This is a genomic window from Microbacterium sp. HD4P20, from assembly GCF_019449275.2.
In the GTDB taxonomy this organism is placed as follows: domain Bacteria; phylum Actinomycetota; class Actinomycetes; order Actinomycetales; family Microbacteriaceae; genus Microbacterium.
Window position 1 is genome coordinate 352,837 of sequence record NZ_JAHZQZ020000018.1, and the last position, 25,304, is coordinate 378,140.

25 protein-coding genes and 1 riboswitch are annotated in these 25,304 nt (G+C 69.7%); of the genes, 12 read left to right on the forward strand and 13 right to left on the reverse strand.

Annotated elements, in window-relative coordinates:
- Positions 1-14: 14 nt before the first annotated feature.
- The 3 genes from K0817_RS14980 to K0817_RS14990 are packed head-to-tail and all read right to left on the reverse strand — an operon-like array spanning position 15 to position 1,650.
- Positions 15-194 carry a hypothetical protein gene (locus K0817_RS14980; protein ID WP_219982312.1) on the reverse strand — a complete coding sequence of 60 codons (180 nt, stop codon included), beginning with the start codon at positions 192-194 and terminating at the stop codon, positions 15-17.
- Between the two features lie 20 nt (positions 195-214).
- Positions 215-943 (reverse strand): GAF and ANTAR domain-containing protein, encoded by a 729-nt coding sequence (locus K0817_RS14985; protein WP_219982313.1) that lies wholly within the window; start codon positions 941-943, stop codon positions 215-217.
- The gene (locus K0817_RS14990; protein ID WP_219982314.1) at positions 940-1,650 is read right to left on the reverse strand and encodes a GAF and ANTAR domain-containing protein; all 711 of its coding nucleotides are present in this window, start codon (positions 1,648-1,650) and stop codon (positions 940-942) included. The genes K0817_RS14985 and K0817_RS14990 overlap by 4 nt, the downstream gene beginning before the upstream one ends.
- A 104-nt stretch (positions 1,651-1,754) precedes the next feature.
- Between K0817_RS14990 and K0817_RS14995 the strand changes: the two genes are divergently transcribed.
- Positions 1,755-2,756 (forward strand): TIGR03885 family FMN-dependent LLM class oxidoreductase, encoded by a 1,002-nt coding sequence (locus tag K0817_RS14995; protein WP_308211907.1) that lies wholly within the window; start codon positions 1,755-1,757, stop codon positions 2,754-2,756.
- A 75-nt stretch (positions 2,757-2,831) separates the two neighbouring features.
- On the opposite strand, the gene K0817_RS15000 is transcribed toward K0817_RS14995, so the two are convergent.
- Positions 2,832-3,245 (reverse strand): CBS domain-containing protein, encoded by a 414-nt coding sequence (locus tag K0817_RS15000; protein ID WP_219982315.1) that lies wholly within the window; start codon positions 3,243-3,245, stop codon positions 2,832-2,834.
- Positions 3,246-3,498: 253 nt separating this feature from the next.
- Here K0817_RS15000 and K0817_RS15005 point away from each other — a divergent pair, with 253 nt between their 5' ends.
- The 5 genes from K0817_RS15005 to K0817_RS15020 are packed head-to-tail and all read left to right on the forward strand — an operon-like array spanning position 3,499 to position 5,583.
- Positions 3,499-3,681 carry a hypothetical protein gene (locus K0817_RS15005; protein WP_219982316.1) on the forward strand — a complete coding sequence of 61 codons (183 nt, stop codon included), beginning with the start codon at positions 3,499-3,501 and terminating at the stop codon, positions 3,679-3,681.
- Positions 3,682-3,702: 21 nt separating this feature from the next.
- On the forward strand, positions 3,703-3,993 hold the full coding sequence (locus tag K0817_RS15010) for a hypothetical protein (protein WP_219982317.1): 291 nt from the start codon (positions 3,703-3,705) through the stop codon (positions 3,991-3,993).
- Between the two features lie 36 nt (positions 3,994-4,029).
- Positions 4,030-4,863, forward strand: coding sequence for a DNA-formamidopyrimidine glycosylase family protein (locus tag K0817_RS15015; protein ID WP_219982318.1), 834 nt, complete (start codon positions 4,030-4,032; stop codon positions 4,861-4,863).
- Positions 4,864-4,921: 58 nt separating this feature from the next.
- On the forward strand, positions 4,922-5,044 hold the full coding sequence (locus K0817_RS18595; protein ID WP_301339968.1) for a hypothetical protein: 123 nt from the start codon (positions 4,922-4,924) through the stop codon (positions 5,042-5,044).
- Positions 5,045-5,073: 29 nt separating this feature from the next.
- On the forward strand, positions 5,074-5,583 hold the full coding sequence (locus K0817_RS15020; RefSeq protein ID WP_219982319.1) for a hypothetical protein: 510 nt from the start codon (positions 5,074-5,076) through the stop codon (positions 5,581-5,583).
- A gap of 6 nt (positions 5,584-5,589) precedes the next feature.
- Here K0817_RS15020 and K0817_RS15025 read toward each other — a convergent pair whose 3' ends face one another.
- Together K0817_RS15025 and K0817_RS15030 are read right to left on the reverse strand one after the other, a co-directional pair.
- Positions 5,590-7,119, reverse strand: a complete 1,530-nt coding sequence (locus tag K0817_RS15025) for an MDR family MFS transporter (protein WP_219982320.1) — start codon at positions 7,117-7,119, stop codon at positions 5,590-5,592.
- Between the two features lie 126 nt (positions 7,120-7,245).
- Positions 7,246-7,458: a hypothetical protein gene (locus K0817_RS15030; protein WP_219982321.1), complete on the reverse strand. Its 213-nt coding sequence runs from the start codon at positions 7,456-7,458 to the stop codon at positions 7,246-7,248.
- 84 nt (positions 7,459-7,542) lie between these two features.
- Here K0817_RS15030 and K0817_RS15035 point away from each other — a divergent pair, with 84 nt between their 5' ends.
- Entirely contained in the window at positions 7,543-9,504 is a 1,962-nt protein-coding gene (locus tag K0817_RS15035; protein ID WP_219982376.1) for an ABC transporter ATP-binding protein, read from the forward strand.
- A gap of 7 nt (positions 9,505-9,511) precedes the next feature.
- Here K0817_RS15035 and K0817_RS15040 read toward each other — a convergent pair whose 3' ends face one another.
- From K0817_RS15040 to K0817_RS15065, 6 genes are read right to left on the reverse strand one after another with little or no spacing between them, the layout of a single operon-like run.
- Positions 9,512-10,468 carry a glycosyltransferase family 2 protein gene (locus K0817_RS15040; protein ID WP_219982377.1) on the reverse strand — a complete coding sequence of 319 codons (957 nt, stop codon included), beginning with the start codon at positions 10,466-10,468 and terminating at the stop codon, positions 9,512-9,514.
- Positions 10,469-10,479: 11 nt separating this feature from the next.
- Positions 10,480-11,625, reverse strand: a complete 1,146-nt coding sequence (locus tag K0817_RS15045) for a cysteine desulfurase family protein (RefSeq protein ID WP_219982378.1) — start codon at positions 11,623-11,625, stop codon at positions 10,480-10,482.
- 18 nt (positions 11,626-11,643) lie between these two features.
- Positions 11,644-12,519 (reverse strand): carboxylating nicotinate-nucleotide diphosphorylase, encoded by an 876-nt coding sequence (gene nadC / locus K0817_RS15050; protein ID WP_219982322.1) that lies wholly within the window; start codon positions 12,517-12,519, stop codon positions 11,644-11,646.
- Positions 12,513-14,165 carry an L-aspartate oxidase gene (nadB, locus tag K0817_RS15055; protein ID WP_219982323.1) on the reverse strand — a complete coding sequence of 551 codons (1,653 nt, stop codon included), beginning with the start codon at positions 14,163-14,165 and terminating at the stop codon, positions 12,513-12,515. The genes nadC and nadB overlap by 7 nt, the downstream gene beginning before the upstream one ends.
- Entirely contained in the window at positions 14,162-15,508 is a 1,347-nt protein-coding gene (gene nadA, locus K0817_RS15060) for a quinolinate synthase NadA (protein ID WP_219982324.1), read from the reverse strand. Before nadA ends, nadB begins: the two co-directional genes overlap by 4 nt.
- A gap of 21 nt (positions 15,509-15,529) precedes the next feature.
- A complete protein-coding gene (locus K0817_RS15065) occupies positions 15,530-16,246 on the reverse strand; it encodes an NUDIX domain-containing protein (protein ID WP_219982325.1) in 717 nt (238 codons plus the stop codon).
- Positions 16,247-16,387: 141 nt separating this feature from the next.
- On the opposite strand from K0817_RS15065, the gene K0817_RS15070 reads away from it, so the two are divergent.
- The 4 genes from K0817_RS15070 (at position 16,388) to gcvP (ending at position 22,255) form a co-directional block, all read left to right on the forward strand.
- On the forward strand, positions 16,388-17,560 hold the full coding sequence (locus K0817_RS15070; RefSeq protein WP_219982326.1) for a MarP family serine protease: 1,173 nt from the start codon (positions 16,388-16,390) through the stop codon (positions 17,558-17,560).
- A 42-nt stretch (positions 17,561-17,602) separates the two neighbouring features.
- Positions 17,603-17,700: riboswitch (glycine riboswitch) on the forward strand.
- A 141-nt stretch (positions 17,701-17,841) separates the two neighbouring features.
- Positions 17,842-18,987 carry a glycine cleavage system aminomethyltransferase GcvT gene (gene gcvT, locus K0817_RS15075; RefSeq protein ID WP_219982327.1) on the forward strand — a complete coding sequence of 382 codons (1,146 nt, stop codon included), beginning with the start codon at positions 17,842-17,844 and terminating at the stop codon, positions 18,985-18,987.
- Positions 18,984-19,367, forward strand: a complete 384-nt coding sequence (gene gcvH / locus K0817_RS15080; protein WP_219982328.1) for a glycine cleavage system protein GcvH — start codon at positions 18,984-18,986, stop codon at positions 19,365-19,367. Before gcvT ends, gcvH begins: the two co-directional genes overlap by 4 nt.
- 53 nt (positions 19,368-19,420) lie before the next feature.
- Positions 19,421-22,255 carry an aminomethyl-transferring glycine dehydrogenase gene (gcvP, locus tag K0817_RS15085; RefSeq protein WP_253735425.1) on the forward strand — a complete coding sequence of 945 codons (2,835 nt, stop codon included), beginning with the start codon at positions 19,421-19,423 and terminating at the stop codon, positions 22,253-22,255.
- A gap of 6 nt (positions 22,256-22,261) precedes the next feature.
- Here gcvP and K0817_RS15090 read toward each other — a convergent pair whose 3' ends face one another.
- On the reverse strand, positions 22,262-23,119 hold the full coding sequence (locus K0817_RS15090; RefSeq protein ID WP_219982330.1) for a CPBP family intramembrane glutamic endopeptidase: 858 nt from the start codon (positions 23,117-23,119) through the stop codon (positions 22,262-22,264).
- A gap of 163 nt (positions 23,120-23,282) precedes the next feature.
- Between K0817_RS15090 and K0817_RS15095 the strand changes: the two genes are divergently transcribed.
- A complete protein-coding gene (locus K0817_RS15095; protein WP_219982331.1) occupies positions 23,283-25,127 on the forward strand; it encodes an ABC transporter family substrate-binding protein in 1,845 nt (614 codons plus the stop codon).
- The last annotated feature ends 177 nt before the right edge of the window (positions 25,128-25,304 follow it).

Consider the following 25,304-nt stretch of genomic DNA (forward strand, 5'->3'; position numbering starts at 1 on the left):
GCAACGATTGCGAGCTAGACGCGGTCGCCCAGCGACGGGTCGTGGACGTCGGCGGGCGCCATCGGCCGGTCGCCGTTCGGATGGAGCGCCCGCGCCTTGTCGACGAGATGGGCGACCGCCTCGCCGTCTTCGAGAGCGGGCGTGTCTTCGCGGTAAATCGCGGAGAGGCCAGTGCGGGGTCGCCGCGACCGCACCCGGGAGATTGCTGAGACGGTCAGTGCAGATCAGGACCGATGCGGATCTCGCGACTCACCAACTGCGCCGCCACCGCTCCCAGGCGGAGTCCTCGATGACGCGCATACGTGCGGATGAGGGCGAACGCCGCGTCGACGGGCACTCCCGCCGTGAAAGAGACGACGCCCTTGGCCTGCTCGATGATGACACGGGTGTTCAGCGCGGTCTGCAGCTGCGTCGAGAGCACCTCGGACTCGCTCAGAGTGCGTTCGTGGAGGATGCCGATGGTGGCGACATCGGCGAAGGCGCGCGCGGTGGCCACATCGTCGTCCGGCGGTGACCCGGGAGTCGACCGCAGCAGGTTCAGTGTTCCGATCGTCACGTCCCTCAGGCGCATCGGAATCGCCTCGACCGCGGCGAATCCGTTCTCGACGGCGGTGCGACGGAATTCGCTCCACATCTCGGGAGCCTCCTCGACGTTCGGCAGCGACACGCGACTTCCGGTGCGGTAGCTTTCGATGCAGGGGCCCGCCTGGGCGCCGACCTGCATGACCTCCACGAGCTCGGCCGCCTCGCTGGTCGAGACGATCAGCTCGAGAACCCCCGTGGAGTCGGCCAGCAGGATGCCGGCATCGGTCGTGTCCAGCAGGTCACGGCACGCGTCGACCAGGGTCTGCAGCAGTTCGACGACGTCGTAGTCGTCGACGAGGGTGTCTGCCAGGGTCGCGAAGGTCTCGAGCAGTCGAGCCTCCCGCGTGAGCGCTGTCATCGTGTCGCCTCGATTCCGGAGGCCTGGCGGTCGAAGCGCAGCCTCCCCGTCACGACGTTCTTCGACACTTCCGCGACGCTCTCGCCGGTCGCGAAGGCGTGCGCCTGGATCACCAGCAGTGCGTCGTCCGCCGAGAGATCGAGCTGTGCGAGCACCACGCCGGTCGCCTGGTGGACCATCCGCCGCGAGTACGGCTTCTCATCGGCGGTGACGTCGTCCGCGAGGCTCGACAACGCGTCGCGCAGCACATGGCGCCCGATGATCTCCGCCATCGCGGTCGCCTGGCGAATATGGGCGTCCTCGAGCAGCAGCCGCCGCCTCGAGTAGAGATCGACCGCCCCGAACCTGAGGTCGCCGACCGCGAGGGGAAGAGCGAACATCGAGGCGATGTCGTCCTCGGCAGAGGCCGCAGCAGCGAACCGCGGCCAGCGGCGTGCCCCCTCGCTGCGGAAATCCGGCTCGGCGACGAAGCGTGCGCCCCCCACGGCTTCCCAGCACGGCCCTTCGCCCAGATCGAACTGCAGTTCGTCCAGACGGACCGCGACGTCGTCTGTCGCCGACACGGTCTCGCTGCCCATCAGCCGGCCGACGGTCGAGACCGCCGCGCCGGTGACCGGCAGCACGGCGAGGAATGACGCGCTGAAGCGCTCGGGGCGGTCGGGCGACCGCTCGAGCTCCTCGAGGGTGGTTTCGAATGCGTCAGTCATGGCGGTCCGCTTCCACGGTACCGCGAGGGCGGGGTCACGACCGCGTCCTCGGTGCACTCGTCGACCACACGCGGTTACCACGATCCCGGCGCCGAGGCAACGCCGTGGCAGCCCTCGCGCGCACCGCACAGGCTGGGAGCATGGTCTTCCTCGGTTATCACGCCTCGCACGAGCAGATTCCTCCCTCGCAACTGCTAGCTGACGTCCAGGAGGCCGAGCGCGCCGGTTTCGATGGTGCGATGTGCTCGGACCATCTCGCGCCGTGGGGCTTGGCTCAGGGTGAATCCGGGTACTCCTGGAGCTGGCTCGGCGCCGCGCTTGCCACGACGTCGCTGCCGTTCGGCACCGTCACGGCACCCGGGCAGCGCTATCACCCCGTCATCACGGCGCAGGCGATCGCGACGCTCGCGGAGATGTTCCCTGGGCGATTCTGGCCCGCGCTCGGAAGCGGCGAAGCGCTCAACGAGCACGTCACGGGGGACCCCTGGCCTCCGAAGGACGAGCGTCAGGAACGACTGCGGCAGTCGGTGTCGGTCATGCGTCGGCTGCTGGAGGGGGAGCGCGTCGACCACGACGGCATGTTCCGGGTGCACGACGCCCGTGTCTGGAGCCGTCCCCCGCAGCCCCCACCGCTGCGCGCGGCGGCGGCGTCGGCGCCGACGGCATCGTGGGCGGCGTCGTGGGCCGACGGTCTGATCACGGTCGGCCACGACCCTGACAGGGTGCGCGAGATCCTGTCGGCGTATCGGGATGCCGGGGGCACCGGCCCCTGCGCGGTGCAGGTGCACATCAGTCTGGCTGCCACCGAGTCCGAGGCGCTGCAGCTGGCCGCCGACCAGTGGCGGCACGCGACGGCGCCCGCAGAGCTGATGTGGGACATCATGCAACCCGAGGAGTTCGATCGCGTCTCGGACCCGAACGACCCCGATGCGCTGCGCCGGGGCGTGCTCGTGAGCACCGATGAGGACGAGGTTGCACAGCGGATCGCGATGCTCGCCGCGGTCGGCGCGGACGAGGTCTTCCTCCACCATGTCGGCCAGGATCAGGCCGAATTTCTCACGCGGTGCCGGGAGGGCCTCCTCGAGGGCATCCGAAGGATCTCGTGACAGAACGGACGGCAGGTGCCGGCCACGAGGGTCTGCGCCTGCCGTCGGCATGGAGGTGCGGATTCGGCGGGGTGGTCACTCCGAGATCTCGGCGACCGTCTCGCCAGTGGCGCGAGGATCCAGCGCCAGCGCGATGTCGGCCTGGCTGATGATGCCGACGAGGTCGTGGCCGTCGATGACGGGCAGGCGACGCACCTGGTGACGCTGCATCGTCTCGAGGGCCTCCTCGATGTCGTCGTCGGCCCCGATTGTGACCGGCTTGCCCTCGCCGAGAGAGCCGGCGTTCGTGGTCGCAGGATCTCCGCCCTGGGCCAGGCACTTCACGACGATGTCGCGGTCGGTGAGCATGCCCTTCAGCCGCTTGTCCTCTCCGCAGATGGGGAGGGCTCCGACGTCGAGCGATGCCATCAGGCGTGCCGCCTCGACGAGGGTCTCGTTCTCGCCCACACAGCGCGGGTCGGGCGTCATGATGTCGCGGGCGACGGTCATGGTGTACTCCTTTCGGTATGCCGCTGCCGGTCACGGGCGCGCGTGGGCAAACCGCGGCCGACACTGTTCTGTCACGACGCTACGGACGCCCGTAGGGCCAAGCGCAGGGGGTTGACACTCCGCTCGGGCACGCGTAGCCCCGGATGCAGCCACTGCCGCCGCGGCATCCGCCGGTCTATCCGGGGGGTCCAGATGTGTCAACCCCCTGGCCCCACGCGGACACCGCGCGCATGCTGTGTTCAGGAGGTTCGCAATGGCCCACAACGCGAGCGTATGGCGCATCGTCGCGCCGACCGAGCACAAGCGAGACGCCGAGCGCACCGCCGATCCGGCACAGGGAACCGACCGCGGCTCGATGAGAGCGCGGCCGAGTGAATCGCCCGAGCGCCGACGCATCGAGCGCGCGCAGCAGATGCCGGCAGACCGGCACGAGTAATCGTGCGCACAGGAGGAAGACATGTACCGTGACGATGTCCATCAACTGGCGCTCGTGCCCTTGGCCGAGCGCTCGTGGCGGCTCTGCGATCGCAGCGTGGCGCGCAGCGACGCCGCCAGTGTGGTGGCGTACGTGGAGTTGCTCGAGACCGGACAGTACGAGGTGGTCTGGGTGTCCATCGGGTTCGGCACAGCGCGCTACCCTTCGCTCGAGGGAATGTTCCGAGCGGCCGTGCAGATGGTCCAACGTTCGCGCGGCGCCGGGGCGATCAAGCCAGAGCCCATTCCACATCGCCCGCCCGCGCACGCCTGACAGGTCAGTGTCGGCTGCCGGTGGCAGTATGGGCGCATGCCTGAGTCGCCCGAGGTCGATGCGCTCGCCGGATTCCTCGACACCGCGGCATCGGGCCGCACCGTCGAGGCGGTGGACATCCTCGAGTTCCGCACCGTCAAGACGCGTGCGACACCCCCGGCGACCTTGATCGGGCGCACCATCACCGGTGCCGCGCGTCACGGCAAGCACATCGAGGTGATGTTCGGCGACGAGAGCCTCGTCGTATCGCTCGGACGCCACGGCTGGATCCGCTGGGTGGAAGGCGATGACGACGAGACCGGAGCCGACGCCACCCGGCCGCCCTCCCTGGCCACCGTGAGCCTTTCGGGCGAGGTGGCCATGGAGATGACGGATGCCGGAACCTGGGTCTCGCTGGGACTCTTCGTCGTGGGTGACCCGCGCGAAGTGCCGGCCATCGCCAAGCTCGGGCCCGATCCCGTCGACCCGGACTTCACTCGCGCCGCGTTCGACGCGGCCCTGGGTGCACGCCGCAAGCAGATCAAGGCGATCCTGCAGGAGCAGGAGTCGCTCGCCGGGATCGGCAATGCCTACTCAGACGAGATCCTGCACGCGGCGATGATCTCACCCGTCGCGCACGCCGCCGCGCTTGGCGACGGGGAGCGGCAGCGGCTTTTCGAGGCGACTGTCGCCGTGCTGCGGGATGCGATCGGCGCCCGTCGCGGCGTCCCCATCGACCAGCTCAAGCCCGCGAAGGTCGCGGCGATGCGCGTCCACGGGCGCACGAACGAATCCTGTCCGGTCTGCGGCGACACGGTGCGCGACTTCTCCTTCTCGGGCGCTTCGGCGCAGTACTGCCCGACGTGTCAGACCGAGGGCGTGCGCTTGTAGGAGCCGGCCCGTGCGCTGTACGGATCTCACGCGCCGCGGCACGGGTAGCATGGTCGCCATGACGACGTCGCAGCTTCCCGCCCCGGTCACCCTCCAGCCCGTGCCAGAGGACAAGAGCCTCCTCACCGTGGTCGAGTCCTCGGGCTCGTGCTGCGGCGGTGGCAGCTGCAGTATCGACTGACGAGCGCTTTCCCCTCGCACACCACCGCCGTGACCGGCCAGCAGCTGCGGCTGACCCCACGCCTCACCCGCCTCCTCAAGTCAGAAGAGGCCGTCTACGGTCTCATCCTGGTGTCGGGAATGATCGTCGTCAGCGGCTCTCTCGTCGGCACCTCCGTCAACGCCCTCGTCACGACGGCCGTCACGGTGCTCGTCTTCTACCTCGCTCACGTGTACGCGGGGACGCTGGGCCGTCTCGCGATGACCGACGGGAAGGCCGGGCTCGGTGAGAGCCTGCTGGCCTCGGCCCGTCACTCATTGGGTCTTCTCGTGGCGTCGGTGCCGCCGCTGCTGGTTCTGCTGTCGGGCACGACCGACGTGATCGACGACACCCTCGCGATCTGGCTTGCGCTCATCGTCAACACCGTGATGCTCGGCGCGCTGGGCTGGATCGCGGTCGCCGCGTGGAGCACACACTGGACTTCACGCCTGCTGGGCGGTCTCATCACGGCCGCTTTCGGCGGCATCCTGATCGTGCTCAAGGCGGTCATCCACCACTGATGTGGCTCAGTGCGCGACCGGCGCGCCCATCGGCTGGTCGACGGGCTTGCGGATCAGGAACGCCCCCACCAGCAGCGGCAGCGAGAGGAACGCGGCGACCAGGAAGGCCGCCTGGGTGCCGGCCGCCTCGGAGGCGACATCGCCCGCGCCGTTCGCGGACGCGGCCGCCGTCGCTGCCGACATCACACCGAACATCAGCGCGATGCCGGCGGCACCGGCCACCTGCTGCGCGGTACCGACGATCGCCGACCCGTAGGAGTAGAACTTCGGCTGCAGCGAGGCCAGCGACGCGGTGAACAGCGGCGTGAACGACAACGCGAGCCCGATCGAGAGCACTGTCTGCGCTGCAGCGACCAGGAGGACCGGTGTCTCGGTGGAGAAGGTCGTGTAGAACCACAGCATCGCCGTCGTGATCACCGCTCCCGGCACGAGGAGGACGGTCGTGCCACGGCGGTCGTAGATGCGCCCGATGACCGGACCCAGAAGCCCCATCGCCAGAGCGCCCGGAAGCACGACGAGCCCGGTCTGCAGCGGATCGACCTCGAGCACGCGCTGCAGATACAGCGGCACCACCGTGATCGCGCCGAAGAACGCCATCGACATGATCACCATCTGCCCGATCGACAGCGAGAAGTTCGCGGAGCGGAACACGCGCAGGTCGAGCAGCGCGTCGTCGTTGCGCTGCAGCCGCACCTGACGCCAACCGAACAGTCCGAGCGCCACGACGCCGACGACAAGCGCGATCACGAGCGTCGCGGTGGAGGTGGCGCTCGCGGCTGCCGCTTCGGCACCGGTGCCGTGCCCGCCGCCGCCCAGCTGACTCAGGCCGAATACCAGGCCGCCGAAGCCGAGGGCGGACAGGATCACCGAGAGGACGTCGATCGGGGCGCGCGTCGGCTCGCCGAGATTGTGGATCCACCGGGCGCCGACCACGAGGGCGACGATGGCGATGGGCAGCACCATGCCGAAGATCCAGCGCCATTCGAACGAGTTCAGGATCGCGCCGGCCACCGTGGGACCGATCGCGGGAGCGAGCGAGATGACGATGCTGACTCGCCCCATCATGCGGCCGCGGATGGCTGCCGGCACGACGGTCATGAGCGTCGTCATCAGCAGCGGCATCATGATCGCGGTGCCGGAGGCCTGTACAACGCGAGCGATGAGCAGCACGGGGAACCCCGGAGCCAGGAACGCGATGAGCGTTCCCGTCGAGAACAAGCCCATCGCCGCGACGAACATCGTCCGCGTGGTGAACCTGCGCAGCAGGAACCCGGTGATGGGGATCACCACCGCCATCGTCAGCATGAACGCGGTCGTCAGCCACTGCGCGGCCAGCGCGGTGATGCCGAGGTCGTCGATGAGGTGCGGGATCGCGACGCCCATGGTCGTCTCGTTCAGGATGGCGACGAAAGCCGCGGCCAGGAGCAGCCAGATGACGCGGCCCTCTTCGCGGCCCAGGGTGGCGACGCCGGAGGCGACGGCGGGCTTGACGGCCGCGATGCTGCCGGTTCCCGGAGTGGTGTCGATGGCGGCCATAGGTCGTCTCCTCGGGGCTCGGATGGACAGCAGAAACGCCACCCGAGGATGGCAAGCCTCCACCATAACGACGGCGACCGACATCGCATTCCCGATTCCGGGAAACGGATCGTGAACCCGGGCGGGTCAGCCCTCGAGGGTCTCCTCGTCGGCGGACTCGTCCCACTTCTCGGAGCCGATCGCGTCGGTCGCGTGTGGTGTGGGTTCGCGCTCTTCGATGTTCTTCGGCATCGGGTTGACGACCTCCTCGTGCGGGATCGCCTGGAGGGCGTCGATCTCCTTGCGCAGTTCGGCGAGATCGCTGCCGTCGTGCTCGGGCGTTCCGGACGTCGAGGTCATGGCGCAAGCCTAGCGCGGCGGGATCGGGTCGGTGGGGTGCGAGCCGTGGCGTCCAGCGGCCTGGTTAGGCTGACGTGCGTGAGCATGCGCGGTGGCGGAGGAGGCGGTGGTGGCGGCCATCCCGGATTCCGCCCCGTCGACAATGAGGCGCAGCGGCGGCTGAACGCCGAGGCGCCGAAGATTCCGAACCTCGGGCGCCGCGTCGTGGCGCTGTTCCGTCCGTACCTGTCGTCGATCGCGATCACCGGTGTCCTCGTGGTGGTGGGAGCCGGCATCGCGGTCATCCCGCCGCTGCTGGTGCAGCGCATCTTCGACGATGCGCTCTTCCCGGTGGACGGCTCGCCGCCCGACATCCCGCTGTTGTGGCGGCTGGTGGGCCTCATGATCGGACTGTTCCTCCTCTCGGCGGCCCTCGGTGTGTTGCAGACCTGGCTCACGTCCACTGTCGGCAACCGTGTCACGGGCGACCTCCGTGTGAAGCTGTTCGACCATCTGCAGGCGATGGAGCTCGGCTTCTTCACCCGCACCAAGACCGGCGTCATCCAATCCCGCCTCCAGAACGACGTGGGGGGCGTCTCGGGCGTGCTCACCAACACCGTGACGAGCATCCTCGGAAACACCGTCACCGTCGTCGCCTCTCTGGTGGCGATGATCCTGATCGACTGGCGGCTGACCATCATCGCGGTCGTGCTCATGCCGGTCCTGGTGATCGTGCAGCGGCGCGTCGGGCAGGTGCGCGCCCGGATCGCAGGCGAGACGCAGGAGTCGCTCTCGGAGCTGACCGCCATCACGCAGGAGACCCTCAGCGTCTCCGGCATCCTGCTGTCGAAGTCGTTCAACCGGCAGCGCACCGAATCCCTGCGCTACGGCGACGAGAACCGCAACCAGGTGCGGCTGCAGGTTCGCCGCGCCATGAGCGGCCAGGGATTCTTCGCGGTCGTACAGGTGCTGATGTCGAGCGTCCCCGCCGTGATCTACCTCGTGTCGGGCTACTTCATCGTGGGAGGCACCGACGCCATCACCGCCGGAACCGTCGTGGCGTTCACCACCGTGCAGGCGAGGCTGCTGATGCCGCTGATGGGCCTGATGCGCGTCTCGCTCGATCTTCAGACCTCTGCCGCCCTGTTCGCCCGCATCTTCGAGTACCTCGATCTGGTGCCCGCGATCGGCGACGCGCCCGACGCCATCGCGGTCGACGAGGCCCCCGGCCCGATCGGACGCATCGAGTTCCGTGATGTGGTCTTCCGGTACCCGGATGCGTCGGCCGACGCCCGTCCGACGCTCAACGGCGTCTCGTTCGTCGCCGAACCGGGCCAGCACGTCGCCTTCGTGGGGCCGTCCGGTGCCGGCAAGACCACCGTCCTCTACCTGACGCCACGCATGTACGAGGCATCCGACGGGTCCGTCCTGTTCGCAGGCGAGGACGTGCGGCGCCTGCGGCAGGAGTCGATCATCGACCACGTCGGCATCGTCTCGCAGGAGACCTACCTGTTTCACGCCACGATCCGCGAGAATCTGCGCTATGCCAGGCCGGACGCGACGGATGCCGAGCTGGAGGCCGCGTGCCGCGCGGCCAACATCCACCATGTGATCGAGCGGTTCGAGAACGGCTACGACACGGTTGTCGGCGAGCGCGGCTACCGGCTGTCGGGCGGCGAGAAGCAGCGCATCGCGATCGCGCGGGTGCTGTTGAAGGATCCGCCCGTCCTACTGCTGGACGAGGCGACGTCGGCCCTGGACACCGTGTCGGAGCGGGTCGTTCAGGAGGCCCTCGACGCCGCGGCGCGCGGACGCACGACCCTGTCGATCGCACACCGGCTGTCCACCGTGATCGCCGCGGACGTCATCCACGTCGTCGAGGCGGGCCTCGTCGTCGAGTCCGGCACCCACGCGTCGCTCCTGTCCGCCGGCGGGCTGTACGCGGAGCTCGCCGCTCAGCAGCTGGCGACGACCCGCGTGCTCGACACGGAGCTCGACATCGCCGAGTCCGTCCCGCCGTCGGATCACCCTGAGCGACGCGCCGACGCGGCTCCCGACCCGCTCTGAGCGCGGATCACCACAGCCGCGCTGCGGCCAGAGCCGTCGCGACGGGTTCGCCCGGGCGCCCGCCGTCGACCCTGGCCCACATTTCCCGCACGAAACCGCCCAGCGCCCGCCGGTACGCATCGTCGGGGTGCTCCTTCGCGAGGGCGACCAACGGGGGCACGTCCATCGCCAGGACGAGCCGGACACGAGCCGCCGCCGCCCGCGCCTGGCCGGCGGCATCCAGCACCGCGATGCCGCCCGCCAAGGCCTCGAGGTAGTCGCGCAGCACGGGCAGCTCGGCCTTGTGCTGGGTGATGGACGACCCGTCCGCCCGCTCGCGCCAGTGCACGACGACGTCGGGGATGACGTCGAACGCACGCGCCCGGGCGTACATCTGCTGGGCGACGATCTGGTCCTCGTACATCTTGCCGACCGGAAAATGCAGATCCGCGCGCCGCCAGAATTCTGTGCGGCTCACCTTGGACCACGCGACGATGTTGCCCGACGCCTCCGGGTGCTCGTCGAGCGTGATGCTTGTCCGCGCCGGGTCGGTGGCGGCGGCGACCCACGGCTGCACGTCCCCGGCCGCGTATCCTCCCGCATCATCCGGCCGCAATCGCACGTAGGCGCCGAGGGCGAAATCGCTGCCCGATCCGGAGAGCGTCGCGACGAGTCGGTCCAGCGCGTGCGGGGTGTATCTGTCGTCGGCGTCGAGGAAGGCGACGAAAGGAGTGCGCACGTGCGCGAGCCCGGTGTTGCGTGCGGCCCCGAGGCCCTGCCGCTCGCGGTGGTGCACGACCTGGAATCGCGGATCCGCCGCCGCGGCCGCGTCGAAGATCGCACCCGTCGCGTCGGCGGACGCGTCGTCGACCAGGATGGCGACCCACGCGCCGAAGGTCTGCGCGCGCAGCGAATCGAGTGCCTCGAGCGCGTACTCCTCGACGTCGAAGCCCGGAACGATGACCGTCACGACGGGCGCGGGCAGGCTCGGCGAGGTCACCCGCCCGATTGTACGGCGGCGACGGATGCCGCGACCGCGTCGGCGACGGCATCCAGGGGTTCTCGCAGCGCGTGCGGAAAAGTGAAGCGCACCGCCGTCTGTGCCACGGCGGGCGCCACCCCCATCGCGAGCAGCACGTGCGAAGGCTCGTCGCTGCCCGCAGCGCACGCGGAACCGCTCGAAGAGACCACGCCACGTCGCTCGAGCTCGAGCAGGACGGCCTCGCCGCTCGTCCCGGCGAACGTGAAGCTCGCCGTTCCCGGCAGTCGATGAACAGGATCACCGGTCACTGCGGCCGACGGCACGGCGCCGAGGACGCGGGCGATGAAGCGATCGCGGATCGCGGACACGCGAGCGGACGCCTCGACCCGCTCGGTCTCAGCCAGCTCGAGCGCCGTTGCTAAGCCGACTGCACCGGCGACGTCCTCGGTGCCGCTGCGCCGGCCGCGTTCCTGGCCGCCGCCGTGGAGGAGCGGCTCCAGCGGGATCCGCCCGCGGACGGCGAGCACGCCGGTGCCCTTAGGCGCGCCGAGCTTATGGCCGGCCAGCGAGATCGCGTCGAACCCGAGCTCGACGGCCGACAGCGGCAGCCAGCCCGCGGCCTGGACCCCGTCGAGATGGAAGGGCACGCCGTGCTCGTGCGCGGCGGCAGCGAGGGCGGCGGCATCCTGCACCGTCCCGACCTCGTTGTTGGCGTACCCGAGGCTCACCAGCGCGGTGTCGCTCCGGAGGGCGTCCACGAGGGTCGCCGGTGCGAGGCGGCCGTGCCGGTCGACGTCGGCGTGGGTGACGGTGAAGCCGTGCAGGCGCTCGAGGTAACTCGCGGACTCGAGGATCGACTCGTGCTCGATCGGCGTCGTGACGAGGTGGCGTCTGCTGCCGGACTGCCACGCACCGAGCCCGATGCCCTTCACCGCGAGGTTGTTGGCCTCGGTGCCACCCGACGTGAAGACGACGTCCCCGGTGCGCATGCCCAGCACGCGCGCGACCCGCGCGCGGGCGTCGGCCAGCGCATCGGCGGCCGCTTCGCCCACGGTGTGGTGGCTCGACGGGTTGCCGAACCATCGCGTGAGGTACGGCATCATCGCGTCGAGCACTTCGGGTCGCACCGGTGTGGTCGCCGCGTTGTCGAGGTAGAGCATGCTCATCGGCGTGCCGGTTCAGGGGGCGTCGATGCGGACGTCGAGGCCGATGTCGAGGGCGGGCGCGGAGTGGGTCAGCGCGCCCACCGAGATGACGTCTACGCCGGTCTCGGCGATGGCACGCACGGTCTCCAGTGACACCCCGCCCGAGGCTTCGACCGTCGCGCGACCCGCGACCTGGGCGACGCCGGCGCGGAGGTCGTCGAGCGAGAAGTTGTCGAGCATGATCGTGCCGATTCCGGCGGCGAGGACCGGCTCGATCTGGTCCAGACGGTCGACCTCCACCTCGAGATGCGTGGTGTGGGGGAGCCTGTCCTTCGCGGCCTGCAAGGCGCCGGTGATGGTCGCGCCCCACGCGGCGGGCTCTGCCCGTCGCGAGAGGACGGCGAGGTGATTGTCCTTCGCCATAACAGCATCCGACAGGGAATGCCGATGGTTTCGACCGCCGCCGTCGCGTACGGCCTTGCGCTCGAACGCGCGCAGCCCCGGTGTCGTCTTGCGGGTGTCGGCGATCCGCGCGCGGGTGTGGGCGACCTCAGCCACGTAGCGCCCGGTGAGCGTCGCGATGCCCGACATACGCTGGGCGAAATTCAGGCCGATGCGCTCTGCCGTCAGCACGCCCCGCGCGGGACCGGTCACGACCGCCAGCACGGAGCCGGGCTCGAACCACTCGCCGTCTTCGACGACAAGCTGCACCTCGATGCGCGGATCGGTCAGGCGGAAGGCCGCCGCGAACACGTCGCCGCCGCTGAAGACCCCGGACTCACGTGCGACGAGGTCGGCCCGCGCCCGCGCGTTCTCGGGGATCAGGTACTCGCTCGTGAGATCGCCCCACGGCGCGTCCTCGTCGAGGGCGGCGGCGACGACGCGGTCGATGGTGGTGCGGCTCAGCATGCGACGGCCTCTTTCGGGATGGCGACGGGCATGGGCGCGGCGGCGGCGTCGCCGCGGAAGTGCGCCCCCACCGATTCACGACGCGCGCGAGCGGCAGCGACGAGGTGCTCGGCGACCAGCAGCAGATTCGCGTCCTCGAACTCGTGCTCGGTGCGCGGGGCGCGCGGCTGCGTCCGCCACGCGGCGATGACGGATGCCGCGTGCCCGAGCCCGCTCTCATCCCGCACGAGGCCCGCGTGCTCCCACATGAGCTCCTGCAGCGCGTGCCGCGAGAACTCCCGCACCTCCCGTTCATTCGTCACATATGCACGCGAAAGTGCCGTTCTGGCGGGCATATGTGACGAACGAACCGGGGGGAGGAGGGGATGCGTGGGCCAGGTTCGGGATGCCACGTCATCGGCGATCGCGTCACCGGCGCGCGCGCCGAAGACGGCACCCTCGAGCAGCGAGTTCGAGGCCAGCCGGTTGGCCCCGTGCACGCCGGTGCGGGCGACCTCACCCACCGCGTACAGGCCCGGCAGGGTGGTGCGCCCGACGAGGTCGGTGACGACACCGCCCATGAGGTAGTGCGCGGCGGGCGTCACGGGAATCGGCTCGCGCGCCCAGTCCAGTCCGCGCTCGCGCACGGCACGGTCGATGGTGGGGAAGCGACGGGCGAGGAAGGCGGCACGGGCAGCGGCATCCGATCCTCCCAGCCCGGTCGCGTCGAGGAACACCGGGCGACCGTTCTGCGCCTCCATCGCCCGCGCGATCGCGCGGGCGACCACGTCGCGCGGCGCGAGTTCGCCGTCGGGGTGCGCGTCCAGCGCGAATCGGCGCCCGCCCTCATCGATCAGCGTCGCGCCCTCACCCCGCACCGCCTCCGACACCAGGAACGAGTCCCCGGCCGCCGGCCCGACGGCGTCAGACTTGCCTTGCAGAACCGTCGGGTGGAACTGGAAGAACTCCAGGTCGGCCACGGAGGCGCCGGCGCGGATCGCGGCCGCGATGCCGTCGCCGGTCGCGACGACGGGGTTCGTGGAGTGGGCGTAGAGCTCACCCGCCCCGCCGGTCGCGATCACCACCGCCTCAGCCTCGATCACCAGCCGTGTGCCCGCGCGGTCGCGGGTCTCGCCGACGAGGAGGTCGACCCCTCGCACGCGGGGTCCTTCGCGAAGCAGGTCGACCAGGAAGGCGTGCTCGATCACGGCGACCTCGCTCGCGCGCAGCCGTGCGACCAGTGCTTTCTCGATCGCGGTTCCGGTGGCATCCCCTCCCGCATGCAAGATGCGGGGGTACGAGTGCGCCGCCTCGAGTCCTTTGACGAACGTGCCCTCACCGTCGCGGTCGAATGCCACACCGAGCTCGACGAGCTCACGAATGCGCGCGGGGCCCTCGTCGACCAGCACGCGCACGGCGGCCGGGTCGCTGAGGCCCGCGCCGGCGACGAGCGTGTCGCGGACGTGGTCCTCGGCCCGGTCATCGGCGAACATGACGCCGGCGATCCCGCCCTGCGCGAAGCGGGTGTTGGCGTGGTCGAGGACGTCCTTCGTCACCAGCGTCACACGGCAGCCGTGTTCGACGGCGTGCAGCGCGGTGAGGAGACCGGCGATGCCCGAACCGACGACGACAGCGTGCGGCCGCAGTGGCGGGGTTTCGGTCGTCATGACGCCTTCTCGACCCGGCCGGCCGGTGGCTTGGCCGCCAGCATCCGCTCCAGTGCCACGCGTGCCGGCGCGGCCACATCCGTGGGGACCGCGATGCGGTTGCGCACTTCTCCCGCGACGAGTCCTTCGAGCACCCACGCGAGATACCCGGGGTGGATGCGGTACATCGTCGAGCACGGGCACACCACCGGGTCGAGACAGAAGATCTTGTGCTGCGGGTGCTGGGCGGCCAGGCGCTGCACGAGGTTGACCTCGGTGCCGATCGCGAATGTGGTCGGCTCGGTGGCGCCCTCGATCGCCTTGCGGATGTAGTCGGTCGACCCGGCCTCGTCGGCGGCGTCCACGACCTCCATCGGGCACTCCGGATGGACGATGACGCGCACGCCGGGGTGCTCGGCGCGTGCCTTCTCGATCTGGTCGACGGTGAAGCGGCGATGCACCGAGCAGAAGCCGTGCCACAGGATCACGCGCGCATCCTCGAGGGTGGAGACGGATGCCCCGCCCAGCGGCCGGCGCGGATTCCACATCGGCATCTGCTCCAGCGGCACGCCCATCGCCTTGGCGGTGTTGCGGCCGAGGTGCTGGTCGGGGAAGAACAGCACGCGCCGCCCGCGGGCGAACGCCCACTCCAGCACCGTCCGCGCATTGGACGACGTGCACACGATGCCGCCGTGGCGTCCGACGAAGCCCTTGATGGCTGCCGACGAGTTCATGTAGGTGACGGGGATGACGGGGACCTTGCCGTTGGCATCCGTCGCGTCCATGTCGCCGTAGACGTCGGCGAGCTGCTCCCAGCATTCCTCGACCTGGTCGATGTCGGCCATGTCGGCCATCGAGCAGCCGGCGGCGAGGTTCGGCAGGATGACGGCCTGCTCAGGCCGCGAGAGCAGGTCGGCGGTCTCGGCCATGAAGTGCACGCCGCAGAAGACGATGGCCTCGGCGTCGGGATGCTCCAGCGCGGCGTTCGCGAGCTGGAACGAATCGCCGACGTAGTCGGCGTGACGCACGACCTCTTCGCGCTGGTAGAAGTGTCCCAGCACCACGACGCGCTCGCCGAGCGTCGCCTTGGCGGCGCGGATGCGCCCGTCGAGCTCGTCCTCGGATGCGTCACGGTACTCGCGGGGCAGCTCGCCCTGGCGGGGCGATCCCGTCGGGATGACGTCGCCCATGGACGACCCGGGACCGTAGCCGGGCCGCGTGTCGAAGTCCCATGGACCCACCGCGAGGTCGGTGCTGCACGTCTCGGCGATGGACGCGCCCGCGACGATCGCCTGGATCGCATGGTCGACCGAGGCATCGACGGGGGCCGGAGGAGGCTGGAGGGTGATGTTTACGGCGGGCATACGGGTGCTCCGTTCGGGTGGTCAATCGTGGGCGCCGAGGGGGCCGCGTTCGGCCAGCTCGACATCCTGGTTGTAGCGGTACAGCCGCGCGGGCCGGTGGCTTCCGGTGCGGAACCGGTCGGTGGGGATGAGGTTGCCGGAGTTCTCGACCTGCCGGCGGAAGTTGGCCGGATCCAGGCGACGGCTGAGGATCGTCTCGTAGACCTCGCGAAGCTCGGCCAGCGTGAACTCGTCGGCGAGGAGGCCATGCGCGATGCGGCTGTAGCCCACCTTGTTGCGCAGCCGCCACAGTGCGTAGTCGACGATCTCGTTGTGGTCGAAGGCGAGCTCGGGCAGGGACGCCGCGTCGAACCACGCGACGTTCTCGACGTCGTCGACGATCTCGTCGGGTCGGATCAGCGCCCAATAGACGATCGAGACGACACGAGTGGGGGAGCGGTCCACCGCCCCGAAGGCGTACAGCTGCTCGAGATAGCTCGGCGCCAGCCCAGTGGTCTCGGCGAGGGTGCGGGATGCCGCAGCCCCGAGGTCCTCGGCGAGATCGAGCCAGCCGCCGGGGAGCGCCCACTGGCCCTCATGCGGATCGCGGGTTCGGCGCACGAGCGGCAGTGCGACCGCAGCAGCGTCGCTGCCGGGCAGGCGGCGCAGCGTGAAGATCACCGTCGACACCGCGACGCGGAGGGCGTCGTCGGCGGTCGTGAGGATCGTCTCCGGGGTCATGGCAGCCGTTCTGGTCATAGTGACTCTAACTCCGAATCGATCATAGTGTCACTGTGACCAGAACTCCAAATGCGTGACATCGGATGCCGCGGGTCCCCGTCGCGGCGCCCTCCCAGGGTGCGTGCGTAGCCTGGCCGGACGACCCCGGAAGGAGTGCGCGTGATCGTCGTCGACGTGCTGATCGTGCTGGTGCTGATCGCCGCCCTCGCCGCCGGCATCCGTCGCGGGCTCTTCGCGAGCATCGGCACCCTCGCCGGGCTCGCCGCCGGCGCGCTCGCCGCGTACTGGCTGACGCCGCTGGTGAGCGGCTGGGTGCCTTCGCCGGCGTGGCGCGGCCCCGCCGTGCTCGCCGCTGCCCTCGGTCTGGTCGCGCTCGGCGCGGCAGCCGGGGCCGCGGTGGGCGCTGCGCTCCGCTCGGGCGCCGACCGGCTGAAGCTGCGCGGCATCGAGCGCTTCCTCGGCGGCATCGCGTCCGTCGTCGCAGCGGCGCTGGCACTCGCCCTGGTCGCCCCCGCGATCGCGGTCGCGGGCGTGCCCGTGGTGTCGTCGGCTGTCGCATCGTCGCAGGTGCTGCGCGGCATCGAGGCGCTCACGCCCGACCCGGTCGACGCCGCGCTCGCGCAGCTGCGCGGCGCCGTGATCGATGACGGACTGCCCCAGCTGGGCAGCCTGCTCGGCCCCGGTTCGGCCGAACCCGCTGCGCCGGTCGAGCTGGACGATCCCGATCTGGCCCGTGCCGCAGCATCCGTCGCCCGGGTATCGGGGACGGCGTACGCGTGCGGGCGGGGACTGACCGGCAGCGGCTTCGTCGTCGCCGAGGACCGGGTCGTCACCAACGCGCACGTGCTCGCGGGCGTCGATACGCCGGTGGTCGAGCTGCCCGGCGTCCCGGCGCGCGAAGGCCGCATCGTGTACTTCGACCCGATCGACGATCTCGCGGTGATCGCGATCGACGACCTGGGCGTCGCGCCGCTGGCGTTCTCGCCGACGCTGACACCGGGAACGGCCGCCGTCGTGCAGGGGTACCCCCACGGGGGGCCCTTCACAATGGAATCGGCCGGTGTGCTCTCGACGGGAACCGTACCGGTGCCCGACATCTACGACGAGACCTGGAATGCCCGTGACATCTACTCGCTGCAGGCTGCGGTGCGCCCGGGCAACTCGGGCGGACCCGTGCTGACCGAAGACGGCGCGCTGGCAGGCGTCGTGTTCGCGCGCGGCGAGAACGATCCCGACCTCGGCTACGCGATGACCATGGCTGAGCTCACCGCGGTCGCCACGCAGGCGCCATCGCTGTCGGACCGCGTGTCGTCGGGAAGCTGCGTGGGATGACCTGTTGGCCGCTATGCTGACTGCGCAAGTCAATACCGGCCAACGACCCGCGCGGGAGAGCCTCGGCAGCATCATCGCCGAGCACCGAAGGAGCAAGCCTCCCCGCCAATCTCTCAGGTACCGCGTACCGCTCGGGTGAGGCCGACTCTGGAAAGTGATTCGCTTCGAATCCGCCGAAGGTGAAAACCGGGTGCCCGCATCCGGCGAAACTCTCAGGCCTATGACAGAGGGGGAGTTCACGGACGTCGCCAGGCGCCCGCCCGCCCATCACGGGAGAACTCATGACCGCATCTGCGCCGCCCCCGCGCACCACCGCGCTGCACGACCGCCACGAAGCGCTGGGCGCCTCGTTCACCGACTTCGGCGGCTGGCTCATGCCCGTCCGCTACACCTCCGACCTCGCAGAGCACCATGCTGTGCGCACGGCCGCCGGGCTGTTCGACATCTCTCACATGGCCGAGTTCCTCGTGACAGGCGGTGACGCGGGCGCGTTCCTGGACTACGCGCTCGCCGGACGGATCTCCGCGATGCGCGATGACCAGGCGAAGTACAGCTTGGTGCTGGCCGCCGACGGCGGCATCATCGACGACGTCATCGTGTATCGCCATCACTCGGAGCGCCTCATGGTGGTCGCGAATGCGGGGAACCGTGCGGCGGTGGCCCAGGCGTTGGACGAGCGTGCGGAGCCGTTCGATGTCGAGGTGGAGGACGCAACCGACCACATCGCGCTCGTTGCGGTGCAGGGGCCGGCGTCGCAGGCGATCCTCGAGGCGACCGCCGGCATCGGCGAACTCGCAGGTGCCCTGGGCGACGTGAAGTACTACCGAATGACGCACGCGCGGTTCGCAGCTCCCGGCGAGTTGCCCGTGCCGGTGCACATCGGCCGCACGGGATACACCGGGGAGGACGGCTTCGAGCTCTACATCCGCGGGTCCGCCGCCCCGGCGCTGTGGGACGCGCTCCTGGTCGCCGGCGAACCCCATGGCCTCGTGCCGGCGGGCCTCGCCGCTCGTGACACGCTGCGCCTGGAGGCCGGGATGCCGCTCTACGGCCATGAGCTGTCACTCGACATCGTGCCGGCCCAGGCGGGCCTCGGCCGGGCGGTCGCCGCCGACAAGGACGACTTCGTCGGCAAGGACCGCCTCGCCGCCGTCCTCACCCCTGACGCGCCGGTGCTCGTGGGCCTCGTGTCGGAGGGCCGTCGCGCCGGCCGCGCCGGCTACGCCGTGCTGGAGTCGGCCGACGCCGAGACGCCGATCGGCGAGATCACGAGCGGAGCCCTCAGCCCGACGCTGGGGCATCCCATCGCCATGGCATTCGTCCCACCGGCGCTCGCCGAACCCGGCACCCCCCTCTTCATCGACGTGCGGGGTACCCGCATCCCCGCGACCGTGACCACCCTGCCCTTCTACCGGAGGAACTCATGACCGACCTCAACAGCCTCAAGTACACCGACGAGCACGAGTGGGTCGCGCTCGACGGCGACATCGCGACGGTCGGCATCACCGACTACGCGGCCGACAAGCTCGGCGACGTCGTGTTCGTCGAGCTGCCCGCGGTCGACTCAAGCGTCACCGCCGCGACCGTCGTGGGCGAGATCGAGTCGACGAAGTCGGTCGGCGAGCTCTACGCCCCCCTCACCGGGGTCGTCGTCGAGGCCAATGACGCCGTCGTCGACGACCCGTCGCTGGTCAACTCCGACCCGTTCGGCGAGGGCTGGCTGGTCAAGCTCCGGGTCGAGGCATCCGACGTCGCGCAGCTCCTCGATCGCGACGCGTACGTCGCTCTCACAGGTGGCGACCAGTGACAGGAGGGTTCGCCGAGCGGCACATCGGAACGGATGCCGCAGCCCAGCGCACCATGCTCGACGCGCTCGGGTACGACTCGGTCGAGGACCTCGTGCAGGCGGCGGTGCCGGCATCCATCCGCTCCCGTCCCCGCGCGACGACCGACATCCCGCCCGCGGCGACCGAGGCCGAGGCGCTCGCCGAGCTTCGCGCGCTGGCCTCGCAGAACCGCACCGGCCGCCCCATGATCGGCCTCGGCTACTACGACACGCTGACTCCGTCCGTGATCGCGCGCAACGTCTTCGAGAACCCCTCGTGGTACACCGCCTACACGCCGTATCAGCCCGAGATCTCGCAGGGGCGCCTCGAGGCGCTGATCAATTTCCAGACGATGGTGACCGACCTCACCGGACTCGCGACGGCGAACGCGTCGATGCTCGACGAGTCGACGGCCGTCGTCGAGGGAATGCTGGTGGCCCGGCGCGCCTCGAAGTCCGCGTCGAATGTGTTCGCCGTCGACGCCGACACCCTGCCGCAGACCAAGGCGCTGCTCGCGCATCGCGCCGGAGCTGTCGGCATCGAGCTTCTCGAGCTCGACCTCGCGCGCGGGGCGACCCTGCCGGAGTCCGTGTTCGGTGCCTTCGTGCAGTACCCCGGCGCGTCGGGGAACGTGTGGGACCCGTCGGGCGTGATCGACGCCGTGCATGTCGCCGGCGGGCTCGTCGTCGCCGCCGCCGACCTGCTCGGCCTCACGCTGCTGCGCTCGCCGGGCTCGCTGGGCGCCGACATCGCGGTCGGCACGACGCAGCGCTTCGGCGTGCCCCTTGGCTTCGGCGGCCCGCACGCGGGCTACATGGCAGTGCGGCAGGGCCTGGAGCGACAGTTGCCCGGACGGCTGGTGGGTGTGTCGCAGGATGCCGCGGGGCATCCGGCCTACCGTCTCGCGCTGCAGACGCGCGAGCAACACATCCGCCGCGAGAAGGCGACGTCGAACATCTGCACGTCGCAGGTGCTCCTCGCCGTGATGGCCTCGATGTACGCGGTCTATCACGGCCCCGAGGGGCTGCAGGCGATCGCGACGGAGGTCGCACAGAAGGCCGAGGCCCTCGCCGCACGGTTGCGCTCCTATGGGCTGCCGCTGGCGTCCGACTCGTTCTTCGACACCGTGCGCGTGACCACTCCGGGTCCGTCGGGGCGCGTGATCGAGCGTGCGCGTTCGCTGGGGTACCAGCTGCTGTGGGTCGACGACGCCACCGTGGGCGTCTCGGTCGACGAGACGACGACCGACGCCGACCTCGCCGCGGTCGCATGGGCGTTCGGGCTGCCCGAGAGCGAGTTCGCCGGCACGGGGGAGCAGGGCGAGCGGACGGTGCCCTTCGCCGACGCCGTGCCGCTGGCCGGCGTGCCGGCGGCGCTGCGGCGGGTCGAGGAGTTCCTGACGCACCCGGTGTTCCACACCCACCGCTCCGAGACGGCGATGATGCGGTACCTGAAGCAGCTCGCCGACCGCGACTATGCGCTGGACCGCGGCATGATCCCACTCGGCTCGTGCACCATGAAGCTCAACGCCGCCACCGAGATGGCGGCCGTGTCGTGGCCTGAGTTCTCGCGCGTGCATCCGTTCGCGCCCGAGGCCGACGTCCATGGCTATCTCGCCCTCATCGAGCAGCTCGAAGTATGGCTGGCCGAGGTCACCGGGTACGACGCGGTGTCGCTGCAGCCCAACGCTGGATCGCAGGGAGAGCTGGCGGGACTCATGGCCATCCGCGGGTACCACCGCGCGCACGGCGACCTCGAGCGCACCGTCTGCCTGATCCCGTCGTCGGCGCACGGTACGAACGCGGCCTCGGCGGTGCTCGCGGGCATGCGCGTCGTGGTGGTGGCGTGCGACGAGGCCGGCAACGTCGACCTCGGCGACCTGCGCGCAAAGATCGCGGCGCACGCGTCCGAGCTCGCCGCCCTCATGATCACGTACCCGTCCACGCACGGCGTGTACGAGCACGACGTGCTCGACATCACGCAGGCCGTGCACGATGCGGGCGGCCAGGTCTACATCGACGGCGCGAACCTCAACGCCCTGCTCGGCTATGCGCGCTTCGGCGACCTGGGCGGCGACGTCTCGCACCTGAACCTGCACAAGACCTTCGCGATCCCGCACGGCGGCGGCGGACCCGGAGTCGGGCCCGTCGCGGCCAAGGCCCACCTGGCCGCGTTCCTGCCGTCGCATCCGCTCTCGCAGCGCAAGGACCACGCAGGCGGCGTCTTCGACGGCGGACCGATCTCAGCCGCCCCGCACGGCTCGGCGAGCATCCTGCCCATCTCGTGGGCCTACGTGCGCATGATGGGCGCCGACGGCCTGCGCGCGGCGACCGCGGCCGCCGTGCTGTCGGCCAACTACATCGCATCGCGCCTGCGTGAGCACTACCCGGTGCTGTACACCGGCGAGGGCGGTCTTGTCGCCCACGAGTGCATCCTCGACCTGCGGCCGCTGCGTGAGGCGACCGGGATCACCGTCGACGACGTGGCCAAGCGCCTCATCGACTACGGCTTCCACGCCCCGACGATGTCTTTCCCCGTCGCCGGGACCCTCATGGTCGAGCCCACCGAGTCCGAGGACTTCCCCGAGATCGAGCGCTTCATCGAGGCCATGATCGCGATCAAGGCCGAGGCTCTCGCCGTGGCAGCAGGGGAGTGGCCCGCCGATGACAACCCCCTGGTGAACGCTCCGCACACCGCCGAGGCGGTCGTCGCCGGGGAGTGGTCTCACCCGTACTCGCGTGAGAGCGCCGTGTACCCCGTGCCCGCGCTCGTGCGGACGAAGTACTGGCCTCCGGTTCGTCGCATCGACCAGGCCTACGGCGACCGCAACCTCGTGTGCGCCTGCCCCCCGATCGAGGCCTTCGCCTGACCCGGGTCAGGAACTCGGGCTCGGGGACGGGGACGGGGAAGGGGAGGGGGGAGGGGCGAAGACGCCGGGCCACAGTGCGGCCGCGAGGGGATAGCCGACGAACGCCACGATGTCGAGGATGGTGTGGGCGATGACGAGCGGCATGACCCGGCCCCATCGCTTGTAGCACCAGCCGAACAGGACGCCCATCGCGAAGTTCCCGACGATCGCACCGATGCCCTGGTAGGCGTGATACGCGCCGCGCAGCGCGGCGGTGGAGAGGATGATCGCCCACCAGTTCCAGCCGAGTCGCCGGAGCCGGTCGAACAGATAGCCGATGAAGATGACCTCTTCGGTCAGCCCCGCCCGCAGCGCGGCCAGCACGAGCAGCGGCACGGTCCACCACGCGGCATCCAGCGGCGACGCGACGACGGCGACGGTCACCCCGAGTGCCCGCCCAGCGGCATACAGTCCGAGCCCGGGAATGCCGATGACGGCGGTGAGGAGGATGCCGCGGCCGAGGTCTCCGCCGAACCTCGAGAAGTCGAGGCCGATGCGGCGGAAGGCGCTACGGCCCGGATCCCACAGCAGGTAGAGCACGAGCGCGACGAGCGCCAGATCGAAGAACACCGCCAGGAGCTGGTAGACGATGTCCCACAGCGCCAGGGCATCCCGCGACGGGTTCACCTGGGCCTGCTGCGAGCCCAACGGGATCGGCGCGAGCAGACGCCTGACGAGCGACAGCATCGAGTACACGGCCGACTGGCCGACCGTGACGGCCAGCACGAGGCACACTTCCCACTTCAGCCGCCGGCGCTCTCCCGTGGTGTCCGAAACTGCGATCGTGGAATCCCTCACATCCGCGAGCCGATTGGTCGCCGCCATCTTGTCAGATTGTCACACTTCGGGTCGATTGAGTTAAGGCTCTGTAACGTTTTCGTCCATCGTTTTGACCATCTCACAACGCGTGCATATGGTTTTCCCATCCGCGCCCCGTCGGCCAAGGCCTGACGTGTGCGCATTACCCTGCACAGGAGGAACAGTGAGAATGAAGCGCATCTCGGCAGCGGTGGCACTCACCGCAGCCGGCGCCCTAGTGATCTCGGGCTGCGCCGCGGGCGGCGGCGACGACACCGGCGACGACTCGGGCCTCGTCGAAGGCTCGTCGATCACCGCCGCGTGGAACCAGGCGTTCTACTCGATGAACGGCAACACATCGTTCGGAAACGCCACGGCGAACAACAACATCAACTACTTGGTGCTCGACGGTTTCAACTACTACAACAACACGCCTGAGCTGGTGGAGAACACCTCCTTCGGCACGTACGAGTTGGTGAGCGAAGACCCGCTCACGGTGTCCTACACGGTCAACGAAGACGTCACGTGGTCGGACGGTACGCCGATCGACGCAGCCGATCTGATGCTGCACTGGGCTGCCAACTCCCGGGCGCTGGACACTCCTGACTTCGACCCGGCCGACTTCACCGACCCGGACACGGGTGAGTTCACCGAGGCGTTCCCGACCGATGTCGTCTACTTCGACTCCGGCGCCACCCCCACCTCGGGGCTGGGTCTGGTCTCGGAGACGCCTGAGATCAGCGACGACGGTCGCACCATCACGATGACCTACAACGAGCCGTTCGTGGACTGGGAGCTCACCTTCGCTTCCGTCGGCGCCATGCTGCCGGCTCACATCGTGGCCAAGAAGTCGCTCGAGATCGAAGACAACGAAGAGGCCAAGCAGGCGCTCCTCGACGCGATCGAGAGCAACGACGCTGCGGCGCTCGCGCCGATCTCGGCGTTCTGGAACTCCGGCTTCAACTTCACCGCGATGCCGGACGACCCGGAGCTCGTGACGGCCAGCGGCCCGTACATGATCAGCGACTACGTCGCCGACCAGTTCGTCACGCTGACGGCCAATCCCGAGTACAAGGGCGACAACGCCGCCAACATCGAGGAGATCACGATCCGCTTCATCCCCGACCCGCTTGCCGCGGTTCAGGCGCTGGAGAACGGCGAGGTCGACATCATCCAGCCGCAGGCGACCGCCGACATCACGACCGCCCTCGAGGCGATCGACGGCATCACGGTCAACACGGGCCTGGGTGGCACCTACGAGCACGTCGACCTTCAGTTCGACAGCGGGCGCAACCCCGAGAACATCTTCTCGAACCCGCTCGTGCGCGAGGCGTTCATGAAGACCATCCCGCGCCAGGAGATCGTCGACACGCTGATCAAGCCGATCATCGGCGACGACGCCATCCTGCGCGACTCGCAGCTGTTCGTGCCGGGTGCTGAGGGCTACGACGAGTCGATCGCCAACAACACGTCGGCCGACTACGCCGAGGTCGACATCGCGGGTGCGCAGGCGCTTCTCGCGGAGTCGGGCATCACCAACACCGAGGTCTGCATCCTGTACGCCTCGAACAACCCGCGCCGTGTCAACGAGTTCGCGCTGATCCAGGCGTCGGCTGCTGAGGCCGGCTTCAACGTCACCGACTGTGGTTCGGAAGAGTGGGGCGGCCTGCTCGGCACCCCGGGCGCGTACGACGCATCGCTGTTCGGATGGCAGTCGACGAGCCTCGGCGTGACGAACTCGCTCCCCACGTTCGAGACCGGTGGAATCAACAACCTCAACTTCTACTCGAACGCTGAGGTCGACGACATCATCTCGCAGCTGAACGTCGAGTTCGACGCGGAGCGTCAGATCGAGCTCCAGCAGGAGATGGACCGTCTGCTGTGGGAGGACTTCTACGGCGTGACGATCTTCCAGTTCCCGGAGGTCACCGCGTTCAGCGACCGCGTGACCAACATCGACGCCTCGATCCTGGCGCCGACCATCTTCTGGAACGCATGGGACTGGGAAGTGACCGACGGCGGCTCCGAGGAGTAATCACCGTCGCAGTTTCCACCGGACTTCGGTCCGCGTGAGCAACTGAGGTGGGGTGCAGGTCCCCGAGGGGGCCTGCACCCCACCGCGTTAGACTCCTCGCAGCTGCGAAGCGCGGGCCCGGGCGTCTTCCCGGGCCTGCCTCGTGCTCGCTGATTCATCGATTGGCAGGCGGCCACA